This is a genomic window from Stenotrophomonas humi (assembly GCF_001431415.1).
GTDB lineage: Bacteria > Pseudomonadota > Gammaproteobacteria > Xanthomonadales > Xanthomonadaceae > Stenotrophomonas > Stenotrophomonas humi.
In genome coordinates, this window is record NZ_LDJI01000003.1 from 1 (window position 1) to 17117 (window position 17117).

The following is a 17117-nucleotide window of genomic DNA, read 5'->3' on the forward strand; positions in this document are numbered from 1 at the left end:
AGCGGAGCATGGCTCCGCTCTACGGTTCCGCCGTCAGTCGTGCGGCAGCAGGATGGCGACGCACAGCCCGCCTTCGTTGCGGTTCTGCAGGGAAATGCGACCGCCGTGGGCTTCGATGATCTCGCGGGTCAACGCCAGCCCAAGGCCGGTGCCGTTGCGCTTGGTTGAGTAGAACGGCATCAGTGCGTTCTGCAGCACGGCTTCGTTCATGCCGCTGCCGCGATCGAGTACTTCGATGCGCAGCCAGTGTGGCAGGCGGCTCACACGCAGTTCGACCGCATCATCCGGTGCGCCGCTGTCATCACCGGCTTCGTGCGCGTTCTTGAGCAGATTCAACAAGGCTTGCGAGAACTGGGCCTGGTCGATGCGACTGCTCAGGTCCTCCGGCGGCTGCTCCATGCGGAACGGAATCTGCTGCTGCAGGCCATGCAGGAAATTGCGCCACACCACGGTCTGCAGTTGTGGCTGTGGCAGCTTGGCGAAGCGCGCATAGCCGCGGATGAATCCTTCAAGATGACGCGCGCGTTCTTCGACGGTGGCGAAGATGTCTTCCAGCCGGTCGAAGCGGTTGCGGCGCACCAGCTCGGCGCCCGAGTGGGCCAGCGAGGCAATCGGCGCCAGTGAGTTGTTCAACTCGTGGCTGATCACGCGAATCACCTTCTTCCAGGTCTGCACTTCCTGGCGGCGCAATTCGGCGGTGAGCAGACGCAGCAACAGCAGCTCGTGGGGGCGGCCGTTGAGATGGAAATTGCGCCGCGAGAGGTGATAGATCTGCTCGTCATCTTCATCGCCTTCCAGCGCATCGGGCTCACGCACGGCGAACAGGCTGTCACCGCCGCGTGCGATGGCATTGCGCAGTTCGATTGGCATGGTGTCCAGCAGTTCCTGCACGCGCTTGCCTTCCAGCTTCCAGCCGCCGTGCAGCAGCTTGCGTGCGGCGATGTTGGAGAAGGCCACGCGCTGGATGCCGTCGCCGCCATCGGTGAGCAGCAGCATCGCCACCGGTGTGTTCTGCACCATGGTGTCCAGCAACAGTTCGCGTTGCACCAGCGACTGGCGCTGCTCGCGCAGTACCTCGCCGAGTTCGGCGTGGGCTTTCACCAGCTGCGCGAATTCGTCGTTGCTGCGCCAATGCACGCCAAAGTTGTACTCACCGTCGCGGTAGCTGCTGGTGGTGCCGGACAGGGCACGCAGCAACGAGCGGATCGGCGAGGTTGCGCGATGCAGCGCGTACCACATCAGTGCGAGCAGGATGACGGCGGAGGTCACTACGACCAGCCAGCCATGGTCCATCCAGTACGCCAGCATCCACGGCAACGCAGCGGCCAGCGCGAGCACCGGCAGCAGGCGCAGGAACAGGCTGAGGGTGAAGGAGCGCGGTTTCACCAGGACATTCTCATTCGCGTGGGATGCCGTGGCGGTCCATGCGGCGGTACAGCGCCTGGCGGCTCAAGCCCAGTTCGGCCGCGGCCTGGGCGATGACGCCGCCGGCATGTTCCAGCGCAGCGATGATGCGCGCGCGATCCGGCTCTTCGGCACCCTGCGTGACCGGACGTGCGGGAGCGCGCGGGAGGTTGAGGTCGGTCACTTCCAGGCGTGGTCCCTGTGCCAGCAGGCTGGCACGTTGGATCACATTGCGCAGCTCGCGCACGTTGCCCGGCCAGTTGTGCCGCTGCAGGGCCTGCGCGGCCTGCGGGGACAGGGCCTTGCCGTCATCGCCGAGGAAGTGGCGCGCCAGCGGCAGGATGTCCTCGCGGCGCTCGGCCAGCGCCGGCAGTGCCAGCTCCACGGTGTTGAGGCGGTAGTAAAGGTCTTCACGGAAGCTGCCATCGCGGATCATCGCGGGCAGGTCGGCATTGGTGGCGCTGACCACGCGTACCTTCACCTGGCGCTCGCGGTTGGAACCCAGCCGTTCAAAGCGGCCGGTCTCAAGCACCCTCAGCAGCTTCATCTGGCCGGTCAACGACAGGTTGCCGATTTCGTCCAGGAACAGTGTGCCGCCATCAGCCGCTTCGAATTTGCCTTCACGTGCCTTGTTGGCGCCGGTGTAGGCACCGGCTTCGGCACCGAACAGTTCGGCCTCGATCAGCTCCGACGGAATGGCGCCGCAGTTGAGGGCCACAAACGGGCCTTTGCGATTGGCGGAGTTGGCCTGGATGATCTCGGCGATTTTTTCCTTGCCAGCGCCGTTGGGGCCGGTGATCAGCACCGGCAGCTCCGAACGTGCCACCTGACATGCCAACGCGATCACACGCTCGCTGGCCGGGTCGGCGAATACCAGCGAACGCAGGTCGTAGCGCTCGTGCAGACTCTTGCGCTGGGCCAGTTCGCGTTGGCGGCGGCGCGCGAGTTCGCGACGGGTTTCGGCCAGTTCCATCAGGTTGTTGACGGTGGTCAGCAGACGCCCGTCATCCCACGGCTTGGCCAGGTAGTCCGCAGCGCCGGCCTTGACCAGCTCCACGGCGCTGTCCAGGTGCGTCCAGGCGGTGAGCAGGATCACCGGCAGGTCCGGGTGCGCATCGCGGATGTGCCGGAACAAGGCCTGGCCTTCTTCCCCGGAGGTGGTATCGGCGGTGAAGTTCATGTCCTGCAGGACCAGGTCGAATTCCTGCTCGTGCAGCATCGCCAGCCCCTGCTCGGGGGAGGTGGCATGGCGGGTCTCGATGTCGTGCAGGGAGAACAGCACGTCCAGCGCGGTGGCCACGGCGGTGTTGTCATCGATGATCAGGATCTGCGGCATCAGGTGTCGTAGGAGGCGGTGGGTGGGTGCCGGTCTGGCGGCGAAGTCAGCACATTACACGCTGCGGGTGGCGCTGGCAGGTGGCAGACGTGCGTCACGCCGCGCAAACCGACTTCCGGCATGCAATTTCAATGCGTAATGGCACGATGTGCATAGCTCATCACGCGGGTGATCTGCCACTGTCCGTCCTGCAGCCGCCACAGGATGGTGAAGTCGGCCAGGCCTTCGCATTGATGGGTCCTGCTGTCGCAGAAGCGGTGCTGGCCACGGGCCAGTGCGCCGAAATCCTTGATGGCAAACACTTCCAGGGTGCCGGGAATCAACTCGCGGGTGAAGTTGCCGCAGACGTACCTGCGGGTGTTGGCCAACATCGCTTCGCGGGTCCAGGTGACGCCGCCGGTGTCGTGATAGAACTCCACGGCCGGGTCGAAGTAGCCGGCGTGTTTCTGCAGTTGTGCCGGGTCGGTACAGCGGTTGAAGCTGTCGAACACCCGGTGGTCCAGCGCTGCGATGGTGTCCTGCAGCGACGGTGCGACGGTTTCGGCCGCCATCGCCGAGACCGCGGGTAGTGGCGCCAGAACGAACAACAGGGTCAGCAGACGTTTGCTCATGGATGCGGCTCGATCAAATAGCGAGGGGAGGCAGGAGGTCATGCGCTGCGCGTGGCCACGGCCGGGGGAATGGCCGCTGCGCGCCGCGCCGGGCCGAACACCGCGATCTGCCCCAGAACCCACAGCAGCACGGCGGCGGCCGGCAGGTAGGCCAGTGGCAGGCGCGGCAGTTCGTAGCGGCTCATCAGCAGCATGTTCAGACTGTAGGCCAGCAGCAGGCCCAGCACGATGCCGGCGCTGCTGAGGATGAAATTCTCCACCTGGAAGTAGCGCAGGATGTGTTGCCGCGTCGCCCCGAGTGCACGGCGGATGCCGATCTGCTTGGTGCGCTGCTGCACCCAGAAGCTGGCCAGTCCGATGATGCCGAAGGCGGTTACCGCCAGCAGCGCGATGCACACCGCGAGCAGCAGCCAGATCACCGCGCGGTCGCGGCGATGGAAGTCGGCGCGCATCTGCGCCAACGTGTCTTTCTGCTCGATGATGCGATTGGGATCGGACGCATTCAGCGCGGCGACCGCGGCAGCGAGCACGGCGTCGCGCTGATCCGGTGTGGTGCGCAACGCGTAAGCACCATTGGAGACGCGGATCGGAAAGATCATCGTGTGGTAGCGGTCGCCGAAGCTACCGGGAGTGCCTGGTGTCATCAGGTCGCTGACGATGCCAACCACGGGAGATGGCGGCTGGTTTTCGCCCCAGACATAGACCAACTGGCCAACAGCGCTTTGGCCCGGGAACAGAGACTGCGCCAATGATCTGCTGAGGATGATGGCGGGAACCGAGGGGCCGATCTTGTTGGGATCGAATGCGCTGTTGTCCAGGTATTCGTCGGCGTTGAAGGCGCGCCCTTCGGTCACCTGCAACCCATAGGTCTGCAGCAGCTGTCCATCATCCATGTAGAGCGAAGCATGCGTGGTCGGGCGGACCTGTTCGGTGTCCAAACGGACGTCCGAACCCCACACATTGCCGCCAAAGGGAATCTGATTGACGCTGCTGGCCGACTTCACGCCGGGAAGGGATGAAAGCGCCTGGATGTCATGTTTGCGCAGCGCATCCATGTTGACGTCAGGCAGCAGGCTGCTGGTGGCCAGGTAGACCAGCTCGTCATCTGCGACGCCGCTGTCGATCTGAAGCTCGGCGATGCGGTTGCTGATGATGAACACCGCGTTGCAGATGATGGCGCAGCTCAAGGCGATCTCAAGCACGATCAACAGCGAGGCCGTCTTGTGCCGAAGTAACGTGACGAGGATAGGGCGGATGTCGATGGTCGTTCTCCTTGGGCCGCTGTGGCGCGATGCGGTGCCCGGTGTTCAGAAGCGAGTAGCGGGTAGATGCGGATGCTGGTCTGGGCGATCAGTTGTGCTGACTGGAATCAGTGGGGAGAAACCAGCAACCGGATGAGGCGCAGCTTGGCTCTGCTCCCATCGATTGTTGGTTTCTCTCCATTGATCCCGGTCTTTCAGCAAGGGTGTAGGGGGGGCTTACTCTCCTTGATAGTTGAAGTGAATGGAGACGAGTGAGCGATGGCGTTGCTCCAGCTTCCGCATTTCTCTCCCCCGACTCGTCACATTCACTGGCTCTTGAGTTGCAACGCCGGTGGAATCCGCATCGCGCGCCAGGCCGGCAGCAAGCCGGCAAGCACGCTGACCAGCAATGCCAGGGCGAAGGTGAGCCACAGCGTGGTGAGGTCCATATGCGCCAGACGGGCGTACTCATCCGGTTGTTGGCGGATCAGCCACAAGCCGATGGCCGCGAAGCCCAGGCCGAGGATGCCGCCAAGCAGGCCGATGGTGCCGGCCTCGACCAGGCACTGCTTGAAGATGTCCCTGCGCGACGCGCCCAACGAACGACGTACGCCGATCTCGCCACTGCGGCGCAGGAACTTGGCCAGCAGCAGACTCACCGTGTTGATCATGCAGACCAGCAGGAAACCGAAGGCCAGCCACATCTGCAGGCGCACGTCGTTGGGCACGATGCGATTGAAGTCCAGCCAACCCATCACATCATGCAAACGCACGTTGGTAGGTCGCTCGAAGCGCCCGTTGGCACGTTGCGCATCCGAATAGTCGGCGAGGTACTTCAGATACTCGGTGGCCTTCTGCGGTGAATCCAGTTCGACCCAGTACTGCAGCCACGCGCAGGGTGCGTTGAGGCCGCGGTTGCCTTCGGCCTCGTCATCACTGATGCCCCAGCAGTTCATGCTGCCTTGTGTATCCAGACGCAGGTCGCGGGAGGTTGAGAACGGCAGGAACACCTGCTCGATGCTGCCGTAACGCTGGTTGCTCAAGTCATAGAAACGAGGGGCTGGCTTCCAGTCTGCCGACACACCGATGACCCGGAAGGTGCCTTGCGGCAGGCGCAGTTCCCGGCCGACAGCCTCTTCCGTGCCAAACAGCCTGGAAGCCAGCGTGCGATGGATGACGGCCACGCGTGCGCGTTCGTCATCCTCCTTCTTGCTCCACGCATTGCCACTGAGCAGTGGCACGTCGAACATCGGGAAGAAATCCGCTGACGTGTAACGTGCCGATGCGCGGAAGGGCTGGGCGATATTGCCGCCCGGCTGCAACGTCAACGAGCCGCCGCTCATCAACGCCTGGCGATCACCGCGCTTTTGCCGCAGCAGTTCCTCGGCGTCGTAGCGGCTCAGCTGCGTGAGCGGATCCTTGTCCAGCGTGGCGTCCTTGCCCAGGTTGCGCGGCTCCAGCTGCGGATAGAACAGCCGCGCGCTCTTGTGCGGAATGGGATCGCCCGAGAGCACGAAGTACAGGGCCAGCGTGGTCATCGTCGCGCCGATGCCGACCGCGATGGTCAGCACCATCAGGCTGGTCAGCACCTTGTTGCGGCCGAAGCTGCGTAGCGCCAGTTGCAGGTAATAGCCGAACATGCGGTTCCCTTGCTGGTCCGTGATCAGGCGCTGCGGGTGGCGACGGCCGGGGGAATGGCGGCGGCCTTGCGGGCCGGACCGAACACCGCGACCTGGCCGAGCAACCACAGTGCCACCGCTCCCACAGGCAGATACAGCAGCGGCAGGCGCGGCAACTCATAGCGGCCCATCAACCACTGGTTGAGCAGGTAGGCCAGCAGCATGCCGACCACGATGCCGATACCGGCCAACAGGAAGTTCTCGGTCTGGAAGTAGCGCAGGATCTGCCCGCGGGTAGCACCCAGCGCACGGCGGATGCCGATCTGCTTGGTGCGCTGCTGCACCCAGAAGCTGGCCAGGCCGATGATGCCCAGTGCGGTCACCAGCAACAGCAGCACGCTGACGATCAGCAGCAGACCGATCATGTCGCGGTCGTTGGCGAAGAACTTGGCGCGGCCCTCTTCAAAGGTGAGCTTGCGCCAGGTCAGGCGGTTGGGATCGTTCTTCTCCAGTGCTGCCAACGACTGGGCAAGTACTTCATCGCGACGTGCCGGGTCGCTGACGCGGATCAGGAAACGGCCGCCGTTGGAGAAGTTCATGCGGATCGGTGTCAGCACCGAGTAGGTGCGGTTGTTGTCCTGCATGTTCGGGCGCAGCAGGGTATCCACCACGCCAACGACGGTCAGCGGGATGTTGGCCATGTACAGCGTCTTGCCAACCGCGCTGCCATCCGGGAACAGCTGCTTGGCCAGGGGTTGGGTGATGATCACCGACGCGCGCAGTTTGCTCACGTCAAGTTCCTTCTCAAGCTCGGCGCTGCTCCGGAACTCGTCGGGGTTGAAGTCACGACCAGCGACCAGGTCCAGGCCCATCGTCGCCAGCGTTTCCTCGCCGGCCATGTAATAGGCCGCGTTCACCGACTGAGCACCGGGTTCAGGGCTGGTGGTCAGCCCGGTGTTCCAGGAGCCGCTCTGGAACGGCAGCTGGTTGACGATGGCCACTCTTTCAACGCCGGGGATGGCACGCAGCGTGGCCAGGTCCTCGGCGGTGCGTGCATCGGCATCGACCTGCTTGCCGATGCCGCTGAGCGCGATCTCGACCAGTTGCTTGTCGTCCATGCCGCTGGCCAGGTTCAGGGTTTCCATACGTTGGGAAACGATGAACAGTGCATTGCAGATGATGGCGCAGCTCAGTGCGATCTCCAGCACGATCAGCGCGGCGGCGGTCTTGTGCCGAGTCAGCGTGGAGAGGATGGGGCGGATATCCATGAGAGTTCTCCTTGAAGCCAGAAACGAGTGAGGAGGGAACAGGAATCAGGGGGAGGGGAACCGGTGCGTGTCGCCGCAGGTTCCCGTCATCCAGCCGCTGGTTACTGGCTCTTGAGTTGCAGTGCCGGCGCCACCTGCATTGCACGCCATGCCGGCAGGATGCCGGCCAGCATGCTGGCGAAGATGGCCAGTGCGAAGGTCAGCAGCAGCATCGAACCGTCCAGGTGTGCCAGCGAGGCGTACTCGGCCGGACGCTGGCGCACGGCCCACAATCCGAACAGGGCAAACACCAGGCCCAGCAGGCCACCGGCAAGGCCGATCGTGCCGGCTTCGACCAGGCACTGCTTGAAGATCTCGCCACGGCTGGCACCCAGCGCACGACGCACGCCGATCTCGCCGCTGCGGCGCAGGAACTTGGCCAGCAGCAGGCCCACCGTGTTGACCAGGCACACCAGCAGGAAGCCGAACGCCAGCCACATCTGCAGACGCACGTCGCCCGGCACCGCGTTGCGGTATTCCATCAGGTCCATCACGTTGCGCAGGCGGGTGTTGGCCGGGCGCTCGAAGCGGCCGGCAGCACGCTGCTGCTCGGAGTAGTTGTCCAGGTAAGCCTTGAAGGTGCCGGCATCGGAGGGCGAGTCCAGCTCCACCCAGTACTGGATCCACGCACACGGCACATTCAGCGCCGTCGCATCGTTGACGATTTCTCGACCAAAGCAGTTCATGCTGCCGTTGCGGTCCAGTTTCAGGTCAATGGCGGTGCTGAAGGGCAGGAACACATCTTCGGCGGAATCGAACTTGCCGGTGTAAAGGTCGTAGAACTTCGGATTGGGCTCCCATTCGTCCATCACCCCGACGATGCGCAGGGCATGGCCTTCGACCAGCACTTCCTTGCCGACGCTGTTGGCACCCTTGAACAGCTTTTCGTTGAGCTCCTTGCCAATCACCGCCACGCGGCCACGGCCGGTGTCCTCGGCGCTGCTCCAGCCCTGGCCGAACAGCAGCGGGGTGTCGAACATCGGGAAGAAGTCAGCCGAGGTGTAGCGCAGGTCAATGCTGAACGGCTTGAGCGCATCCACACGCGGGTCAACGATGCCACCACCGCCGGTCATCATCGCCTGGCGCGGTGCCTTCTTCTGCCGCAGCAGTTCCTCGGCATCGAAGCGGGTCAGCTGCACCTCCGGTTCTTCGCCGGGCTTGTAGCCCTCACGCATGCCTGGGTCCAATTGCACGTAGAACAGCCTGTCACTCTTGTGCGGGATGGGATCACCGGAGAGCACCTTGAACACGGTCAAGGTGGTCATCGCCGCACCGATGCCCAGTGCGATGGCCAGCACCATCAGCGCGGTGAGGATCTTGTTGCGACCAAAACTGCGTAGGGCGAGTTTGAAGTAATAGCTGAACATGAGCGTTCCTTGGCAGGTCAGGCGCTGCGGGTGGCGGCGATGGGTGGGATGGCAGCCGCGCGCAGGGCAGGGCCGATGACGGCGGCCTGGCCCAGCAACCACAACAACACGGCGCCAAACGGCAGGTAGTACAGCGGCAGGCGGGGAATCTCGAAGTACTGCATCAGCAGCTGGTTGCCGGCATAGGCCATCAGCATGCCCAGCACGATGCCGAAGCTGGTCAGCAGGAAGTTCTCGGTCTGGAAGTAGCCGATGATCTGCCCGCGCGTGGCACCCAGTGCGCGGCGGATGCCGATCTGCTTGGTGCGTTGCTGCACCCAGAAGCTGGCCAGGCCGATGATGCCCAGTGCGGTGACCAGCAGCATTGCCAGGCAGACGCCCAGCAGCAGGCGGGTCATCGCGCGGTCCTGCTGGAAGAAGGTTTCGCGCAGCTGCGTCAGCGGCTTGCTGTAGTCCATCGACAGGATGGCCTCCGGCGTTACCTTGGGCGCGGCGGCGATGGCATCACGGATGATGCGTGGCAGGTCGCTGGCGTTGGCGCGCAGTACGTAGGTACCACTCTGTGCGTGGGTCGTGACCGGCACGATCACCGACCACTGCGCCCCGGCAACACCATTCTCGCTGCGGCCCGGATCGGGACGCGCGAAATGCTCAAGCACGCCGGCCACGGTGAACTGGTACTCGGACATCCAGAAGGACTTGCCCAACGCCGATTCACCGGGCCACAGATGCTCAGCGAAAGCCTGTGTGATCCACACCTGCGCATTGGCTGGCAGGAAATTGTCCACGTTCTGGAAGTCTGCATCGTTGAAGCTGCGGCCCTGCACCGGCTTGAGCTGCATCACCTCGATGGCGCCGGGGTCGAGCAGGTAGAAGTGGGGTACGCCGCCGAAGTGCTTGCCTTCCGGGTCCAGGCTGATGCCGGCGGTGCCGGCGCGTTGGCCGAACGGCACCGCATTGACCACGCCCACGGCCTGCACGCCGGCCTGGCTGCGCAACTGCTGCAGCCAGCGGCCATTGAGGTCCGCCGGTTCGCAGCCCTCGCAGTCGTTGAGGCTGAGCGTGGCGATGGTGGATTCGTCCACGCCGCTGGTCATGCCGATCATGTCCATGCGAGATACCGCCAGGAACAGCGCATTGCACAGCACAGCACAGGCCAGTGCGATTTCAAGAATGATCAGAGTGGCGGCGACGCGGTGGCGTGACAGCGTGGCCAGGATGGGTTTGATGTCCATGCTCACAGTGCCTTGATCTGCAGGGCTGGATCGATGCAGGCGGCGCGCAGCGCCGGCAGCAGTCCTGCCAACAATGTGGTGGTGATGGCGGCAAGCAGGGTGAAGCCGAGCATGCGGAGGTCAAGCTGCATCATGTCGGCGTAGGCAAGCGGTTGCTGGCGCACGCTCCACAGACCGAACAGGGTCAACAGCAGACCCGCCAGGCCACCGGCCAGACCGATCAACGCCGCCTCGGTCAGGCATTGCTTGAAAATCATCCCGCGGGTGGCGCCCAGTGCGCGCAGCACGCCGATCTCACCGGTGCGGCGCAGGAACTTGGCCAGCAGCAAACCGATGGTGTTGAACAGGCAGATGCCCAGAAAGGCTAGCGCCATCCATGCCTGCAGTCGTACATCGCGCGGCACCACACCGTTGAAATCCAACCATTGCATCAGGCTGCGCAGGCGCGCCAGTTCCGGTTGGCTGATACGGCCGAGTTGGTTCTGCTGCTGCACGTAGCTTTGCAGGAACTGCTCGTAGCTGGCGACCTGCGCCGGTGTATCCAGCTGTACCCACTGCTGCAACCACACGCAGTTGGTGTTCTCCAGGTGGCCGGGCTTCTCGGGCAGATCGCCCCAGCAGGTGAACTGCTGGAAGTGGCCGGCATTGATCTGCAGGCCGGTGAAGAACGGCACCATGACTTCCTGCGGCGGGCCGTAGAAATCGGCGGTGTCGCCTTGGGCGAAACGGCCACCGGCCACCCTGTAGTACAGCGGTGCCGGACGCCACGGCTTGAGCACGCCGATGATGCGTACGTCGCTGTCGCGGATGCGCAGCATCTGCCCGACGCTGTCCTTACCGCCGAACAGGCGCTGGTTCAGATCCCACGAAATCACCGCCACGCGCGCACGGCGCTCGTCATCTTCGCTGGACCAGCCGGTGCCATAGGCCATCGGTACCTGGAACATCGGGAAAAAATCAGCGGTGGTGGACAGTAGGCGGCTGATGCTGGCTGGTGCTGCACTGCCGGGGGCGGAGAGCTTGATCGGGCTTTCCGAGATCAACGCTTTGCGCTCGGCCGGACCCTCACGCCACAGGTCGACAGCCGAGGTGTAGTCGAGCATGTCCAGCGGTTCCTTGCGCGCTTTTTCCCCGCGCGGGGACGCGTCTACCTGCGGGTAGTACAGGTGCTGGCTGCGCCCGGGCAGCGGGTCGCCCGATAGCAGGTGCATCACCGTCAGCGTGGTCATCGACGCACCGATGCCCACGGCGATGGACAGCACCATCAATCCGGTGAGCACCGGCGTGCGCCGCAGGCTGCGGATGCCTTGCTGCAGGTAGTAGGAGAACAGGGACATGCGTGACCCTCAGCCCTGCGCGTTGGTTTCAGCGATGCGCGAGGCGTGCGCCAACACCGGCTCGCGCAGCAGGTCGGTGGCCTGGCCATCGACGATGTGCACGTTGCGCTGCGCGCGTGCGGCGAGCTCCGGGTCGTGGGTGACCATGACGATGGTGGTGCCCTGGCTGTTGATCTCCTCCAGCAGTTCCATCACGCCGCGTGCCATCTGCGTGTCCAGGTTGCCGGTCGGTTCGTCGGCCAGTAGCAGGCGCGGACTGCCAGCCAAGGCGCGGGCGATGGCGGCGCGCTGCTGCTGGCCGCCGGACAGTTCAGCGGGGTAGTGCTTCATGCGCGACCCCAGACCGACGCTGCTCAGGGCCTTCTCGATGCGCTCGCGGCGCTCCGCGGCCGGCATGCCGCGGTAGCGCAGCGGTACGTCGACGTTGTCGAACAGGTTGAGATCGGGGATCAGATTGAAGCCCTGGAAGATGAATCCGATCTTCTGGTTGCGCAGACGCGAGCGGGCGTCATCGCCGAGGTGGCTCACGTCCTGGCCGTCGAGCAGGTACTGGCCGCTGGTGAAGGTTTCCAGCAGGCCGGCGATGTTGAGGAAGGTGGTCTTGCCCGAACCGGATGGACCGGTGACGGCAACGAACTCGCCTTCGCGCACATGCAGATCCAGCGAACGCAGCGCGTGGGTTTCAACCTGTTCGGTACGGAACACCTTGGAGACGGATTGCATGTGGAGCATGGCGGTTTCCTTTCAGGGCAGGGAATGGGATGAAGCACGAAACGGGGTGAAGCAGGGAGCAGGGGCGGGGAACGGGGAGTGGCAAACTTGGGTGTTCGTCCAGGTCACATGGATTTCGGCCTTCGGTTCTGCCACTCCCTCCCCCGTTCTTGACAGTGCGGAACAGCGGTGAGCGGGGGACGGCGGACGGGGAAGAACTCCAGTTGTCAGGCTTCACGACGAACCGAACGACTGCAGCCTCTCTCCGTGATCCCGGTCCCCCATCCCCCTTAGTTGATCGACACTCGTTCGTTGTCACCAAACAGATCAGCGCCGGAGACAATCACCTTCTCGCCCGGCTGCAGGCCAGACACGACTTCCACTTCACCCAGGCTGCTGACACCCAGCTGCACCGGGCGACGGGTGGCGGTACTGCCGGTGACCACATACGCATAGCGGCCACCAGACTGTTCAACAAACGGGCCGCGCTCGACCTTGAGCACGTTCTTGCGGGTATCGAGCAGGATGCGTGCGCTCATGCGCTGGCTCTGGCGCAGACCAGGCGGCTGCTTGTCGGAGAAGCGCAGGCGGGCAACGACCTCACCATTGACCACTTCCGGCGAAACCGCAGCGATCTCGCCCGGGAACGGTTGGCCCGAGCCGCTGGTGAGCTGGGCCGGCATGCCGATGGCCAGGTCGCGGGCGAAGCTCTCCGGCACCTTGATCTCGACCTCGAAGCGCGACAGGTCGACCACGCCCAGCACCGGTGCGTTGGTGATCACCTGGGTGTGCTGGGTGGCCTGTACCTGGCCGACCTGGCCATCAAACGGGGCACGCAGGGTGAGCGCGTCCACCTGGCGCTGTACTTCATTCACCACCGCCTTCTGGCGTTCGGCCATCAGGTGCTTGTTGCGCGCGTCGAGATCGGCGCCGCGGCTCTGCAGATTCGCATCCTGCTGGGCATGCTGCAGTTCGATCTGGGCCTTCTTCAGTTCGTCCTGGGCCTTGGCCAGGTCGACCTGCGGCACCGCACCGCCATCGAAGCCACGCTGGTAGCGGTCCAGGTCGCGCTGAGCGGCAGTGCGCATCAGCCCGGCCTGGTCGGACATCTTGGCGCCGGTGGCACGTGCCAGGGTGGCATCCAGTGCAGCACGGCTGGCTTCGGCCTCCAGGCCGGCCAGCGTGGACTGTTCCTGTGCCAGCTTGCTGCGCAGCTCCGGGCTGTCGATCACGGCCAGCTCCTGGCCTTGTTTGACCACGTCACCGGCAACCACCTTCAAGGTGACCGTGCCGGCGGAGATGGCGTACAGCACCGGGCTGTTGGCCGCGATGACACGGCCGTCGGCGGCGATGTCGCGCACCAGATCGCCGCGGCTGACTTCAGCGATGCGCAGGCGCCCACCATCGAATGAGCGGCTGGCGCCGAGCCAGCTGCTGGCTACATAGCCAATGCCGCCAACCACCACCACGGTGGCAACGGCGGGCCACAGCCAGCGTCGCCAGATGGGCTGTGGGCGCTGGGTGGAAACCTGGTCCTGGGCGGAAGTGTCGCGGATCATCTGGGGCTTCGCTGCAAGGGTTGGTAACGATTAAGCAGGCAGCGTGCCAACTTCAATATATTGAATTCATTGAATATTTATAAAGACCTGAGCGTGTCCGGGTGTCCGCGGACACTTTCGCGGACAGTGTCCGGGGCGCGGCTGTCCGCAGATGTCTGCTGTCTGGCCAGATGGCTGGCTTAGAATGTCCGATCACCAACGCGAATGGATGGACTATGTGCGGCATTGTGGGAGCGATCGCTGATCGCGACGTGGTTCCGGTACTGATTGAAGGACTCAAGCGGCTGGAATACCGCGGCTACGACTCGTCGGGCATCGCGGTGTTGAATGGCGATCAGATGCGCCGTGTGCGTCGTACCGGCCGTGTAGCGGAAATGGAAAGCGCGGCCACCGCCGAACAGTTCCAGTCTGCGCTGGGCATCGGTCACACGCGATGGGCCACCCATGGCGGTGTCACCGAGTCCAACGCGCACCCGCATATCAGTCATGGCGTGGCGCTGGTGCACAACGGCATCATCGAGAACCACGAAGAGCAGCGCGAGAAGTTGACCGCGCAGGGCTATGTGTTCGAGTCGCAGACCGATACCGAGGTCATCGCGCACCTGATCCACCACCACCTGCAGGCAGATCAGGACGATCTGCTCAGCGCATTGCAGCGCACGGTGAAGGAGCTGACCGGCGCCTATGCGCTGGCGGTGATCAGCTGCAAGGAGCCTGAGCGCATGGTGGTCGCGCGGATGGGCTGCCCGCTGCTGGTGGGCCTGGGCGAAGGCGAGAACTTCGTTGCCTCAGACGTTTCGGCGATCCTGCAGGCCACCCGCCGGGTGATGTTCTTGGAGGAGGGCGACACCGCCGAGCTCACCCGCCAAGGCGTGCGCGTGTTCGATGGCAACAACGCACCTGTGCAGCGTGAGCAGCGGATGTCCGATGTATCGCTGGCCTCGCTGGAGCTGGGCCCGTACCGCCACTTCATGCAGAAGGAAATCCACGAGCAGCCGCGTGCGCTCGGCGACACCCTGGAAGCGGCCATCGATGCCGGCGGCTTCCCGGCCACGTTGTTCGGCAAGAATGCCGAAGCGGTGTTGAAGGACATCGAGGGCGTGCAGATCCTGGCCTGTGGTACCAGCTACTATGCCGGCCTGACCGCGCGTTACTGGATCGAAGCCATTGCCGGCCTGCCGTGCAGCGTGGAGATCGCCAGCGAATACCGTTATCGCGCTGCCTACGCCAATCCCAAACACCTGATCGTCACCATCTCCCAGTCCGGTGAAACCCTGGACACGATGGAGGCGCTCAAGTACGCCAAGTCGCTGGGCCATCTGCATACGCTGTCGATCTGCAACGTGCCTGAGAGCGCCATCCCGCGCGCCAGCGAACTGGTCTGCTACACCCGTGCCGGCGCCGAGATCGGTGTGGCCTCGACCAAGGCTTTCACCACCCAGCTGGCTGCGTTGTTCCAGCTGACCGTGGTGCTGGGCAAGCTGCAGGGCAAGGTCAGCGCCGAGCAGGAAGCGGACTATCTGGAGCAGTTGCGTCATCTGCCAGGCAGTGTGCAGCACGCGTTGAACCTGGAGCCGCAGATCATCGCTTGGGCCGAGCGTTTCGCCGGCAAGTCCAATGCGCTGTTCCTCGGGCGCGGCCTGCACTACCCGATCGCTCTGGAAGGTGCGCTCAAGCTCAAGGAAATTTCCTATATCCACGCCGAGGCGTACCCGGCGGGTGAGCTCAAGCATGGCCCGCTGGCATTGGTGGACGCGGAGATGCCGGTAGTGGTCATCGCCCCCAATGACAGCTTGCTGGAAAAAGTGAAATCCAACATGCAGGAAGTACGCGCGCGTGGCGGTGAGCTGTTCGTGTTCACCGACCAGGACAGCAACTTCAATGCTTCCGAGGGCGTGCACGTGATCCGTACGCCGCGCCATGCCGGCGTGCTGAGTGCGGTGGTGCACACCATTCCGGTGCAGCTGCTGGCCTATCACACGGCCTTGGCACGCGGCACGGATGTGGACAAGCCGCGCAACCTGGCCAAGAGTGTGACGGTCGAGTAAGCCGCTCACATCGACAGCACAGTGATGCATGCAAGAGGGGATCCGGCCATACAAAGGCGGGTCCCCTTTTTTTTGCAGGCAGTTGATGATGCCTTCGGCCCGGTATCCACGCATGGGGTGAGCCCATGGTTGGCGCGTGGCAAATCTTTAGTGCATCCCGGCAGCGGCATTCAGCGGCGATTTCATCCGCAATGCCATGCTCCGCTCACCCATCGGTTTCCGCGATGAACCGTCCCAAAAATGCCGACCTTGGTCGTGCAGGCGCGGTCGTAGACTCGGAAGTATCAAGGGCACGGTCGGCGCGTTGCAGTCGACCTCGTCCGCGATGAGGTATTTCGTCAGCCGATGCGCAGCAGCGGTCGGCGACATGCAACAGACGTGTGCTGGTCGATCTGCCGCTGGAGTACGACGGCATTTCGGAAGGGCGCATCTTCACTTCAGTAGCCTGTAACAGGAAACAAGAATGAACGTCCGTGAACTCCTGCGATCGAAAAAAGATGCAATCGTCACCATCGATGTTGAAGACACGATCGGCGGCGCCGCACACAAGATGAGCGCGCACAAGATTGCTGCCCTGGTGGTGATGAAAGACGATGCTCCGGTGGGAATCATTTCCGAGAAGGACATCGTGCGCAGCCTGGCCGAAGATGGCCCCCAGGCGGGTAGGAGGGTCATTTCCAGCCTGTCCTCGGCCGGCCTTGAGGGCATTGCCCCGGATGCGACACTCAAGCAGGCCATGGCGCTGATGACGTATTCGCGCCATCGCCATCTGATGGTCACCGAAGACGCCAAGCTGGTCGGCATTCTGAGTCTGGGCGATATCGTGAAGAATCTGCTGAGCGAACTGGAACTGGAGAAGGCGGTCCTGCAGGACATCTACATCGCAGCGCATTGACAGCGGAGGTTGATGTCGATGGCTGGCGGAAACGAGGACGGCCTGAAGCGGAAGCATCGGGCCGTTCTCGCCTGTACAGCGTTGCCGGGTGCGGCACGCGATGGAGGACGGTGATCGTCACCGGATCGCTGCCAAGGATCACCGGTGAATGGCGCATCACGGCGATGGTGTAGCCAGCTCTGGCGCGGTACTGACTTGGACAAGCCGCACCAGCTCGCCGGGAGTGTGACGATGGAGTACTTGCTGTAACGAAAGCGTAACCGTGGTTGCGGATAATCCTCCCCAGCAGCCCGGTTCTCTCTCTCCCCCGACGCTGTGAAGAAGCCCGGCCCTGAGCCGGGCTTTTCTTTTGTCGGGGAGCGACCTACAGACAGTCGCTTGTGGCTCTGTCACTGTTCGCGCCTCGTTGGTTGGGGCCAACCGGTAGCGGGACAGTAGTCGCTCCAT

General features: G+C 63.7%; 13 protein-coding genes. 2 read left to right on the top strand and 11 right to left on the bottom strand.

The annotated features are described in order from the left end of the window. Positions 1-33 precede the first annotated feature (33 nt). From ABB26_RS00690 to ABB26_RS00740, 11 genes are all read right to left on the bottom strand, one after another. Positions 34-1386, bottom strand: a complete 1353-nt coding sequence (locus ABB26_RS00690; protein WP_057631654.1) for a sensor histidine kinase — start codon at positions 1384-1386, stop codon at positions 34-36. A 10-nt stretch (positions 1387-1396) separates the two neighbouring features. Next, positions 1397-2740, bottom strand: a complete 1344-nt coding sequence (locus tag ABB26_RS00695) for a sigma-54-dependent transcriptional regulator (RefSeq protein ID WP_057631655.1) — start codon at positions 2738-2740, stop codon at positions 1397-1399. Between the two features lie 128 nt (positions 2741-2868). Beyond that, positions 2869-3351, bottom strand: a complete 483-nt coding sequence (locus tag ABB26_RS00700; RefSeq protein ID WP_057631656.1) for a nuclear transport factor 2 family protein — start codon at positions 3349-3351, stop codon at positions 2869-2871. Between the two features lie 38 nt (positions 3352-3389). Beyond that, the gene (locus ABB26_RS00705) at positions 3390-4613 is read right to left on the bottom strand and encodes an ABC transporter permease (RefSeq protein WP_057631657.1); all 1224 of its coding nucleotides are present in this window, start codon (positions 4611-4613) and stop codon (positions 3390-3392) included. Positions 4614-4918: 305 nt separating this feature from the next. Continuing rightward, positions 4919-6232, bottom strand: coding sequence for an ABC transporter permease (locus ABB26_RS00710; RefSeq protein ID WP_057631658.1), 1314 nt, complete (start codon positions 6230-6232; stop codon positions 4919-4921). Positions 6233-6255: 23 nt separating this feature from the next. Beyond that, positions 6256-7479, bottom strand: coding sequence for an ABC transporter permease (locus tag ABB26_RS00715; RefSeq protein WP_057631659.1), 1224 nt, complete (start codon positions 7477-7479; stop codon positions 6256-6258). Positions 7480-7580: 101 nt separating this feature from the next. Continuing rightward, positions 7581-8885: an ABC transporter permease gene (locus ABB26_RS00720; RefSeq protein ID WP_057631660.1), complete on the bottom strand. Its 1305-nt coding sequence runs from the start codon at positions 8883-8885 to the stop codon at positions 7581-7583. Between the two features lie 17 nt (positions 8886-8902). After that, positions 8903-10120 (bottom strand): ABC transporter permease, encoded by a 1218-nt coding sequence (locus ABB26_RS00725; RefSeq protein WP_057631661.1) that lies wholly within the window; start codon positions 10118-10120, stop codon positions 8903-8905. A 2-nt stretch (positions 10121-10122) separates the two neighbouring features. Beyond that, positions 10123-11451, bottom strand: coding sequence for an ABC transporter permease (locus tag ABB26_RS00730; protein ID WP_152982496.1), 1329 nt, complete (start codon positions 11449-11451; stop codon positions 10123-10125). Between the two features lie 15 nt (positions 11452-11466). Next, entirely contained in the window at positions 11467-12189 is a 723-nt protein-coding gene (locus tag ABB26_RS00735; protein ID WP_057631663.1) for an ABC transporter ATP-binding protein, read from the bottom strand. Positions 12190-12458: 269 nt separating this feature from the next. Then, positions 12459-13727, bottom strand: coding sequence for an efflux RND transporter periplasmic adaptor subunit (locus ABB26_RS00740; RefSeq protein WP_057631664.1), 1269 nt, complete (start codon positions 13725-13727; stop codon positions 12459-12461). Positions 13728-13942: 215 nt separating this feature from the next. Here ABB26_RS00740 and glmS point away from each other — a divergent pair, with 215 nt between their 5' ends. Together glmS and ABB26_RS00750 are read left to right on the top strand one after the other, a co-directional pair. Then, positions 13943-15775, top strand: coding sequence for a glutamine--fructose-6-phosphate transaminase (isomerizing) (gene glmS / locus ABB26_RS00745; RefSeq protein ID WP_057631665.1), 1833 nt, complete (start codon positions 13943-13945; stop codon positions 15773-15775). Between the two features lie 463 nt (positions 15776-16238). Further along, complete coding sequence (locus ABB26_RS00750; protein ID WP_057631666.1) at positions 16239-16670, top strand: CBS domain-containing protein; 432 nt, start codon at positions 16239-16241, stop codon at positions 16668-16670. Positions 16671-17117 lie beyond the last annotated feature (447 nt).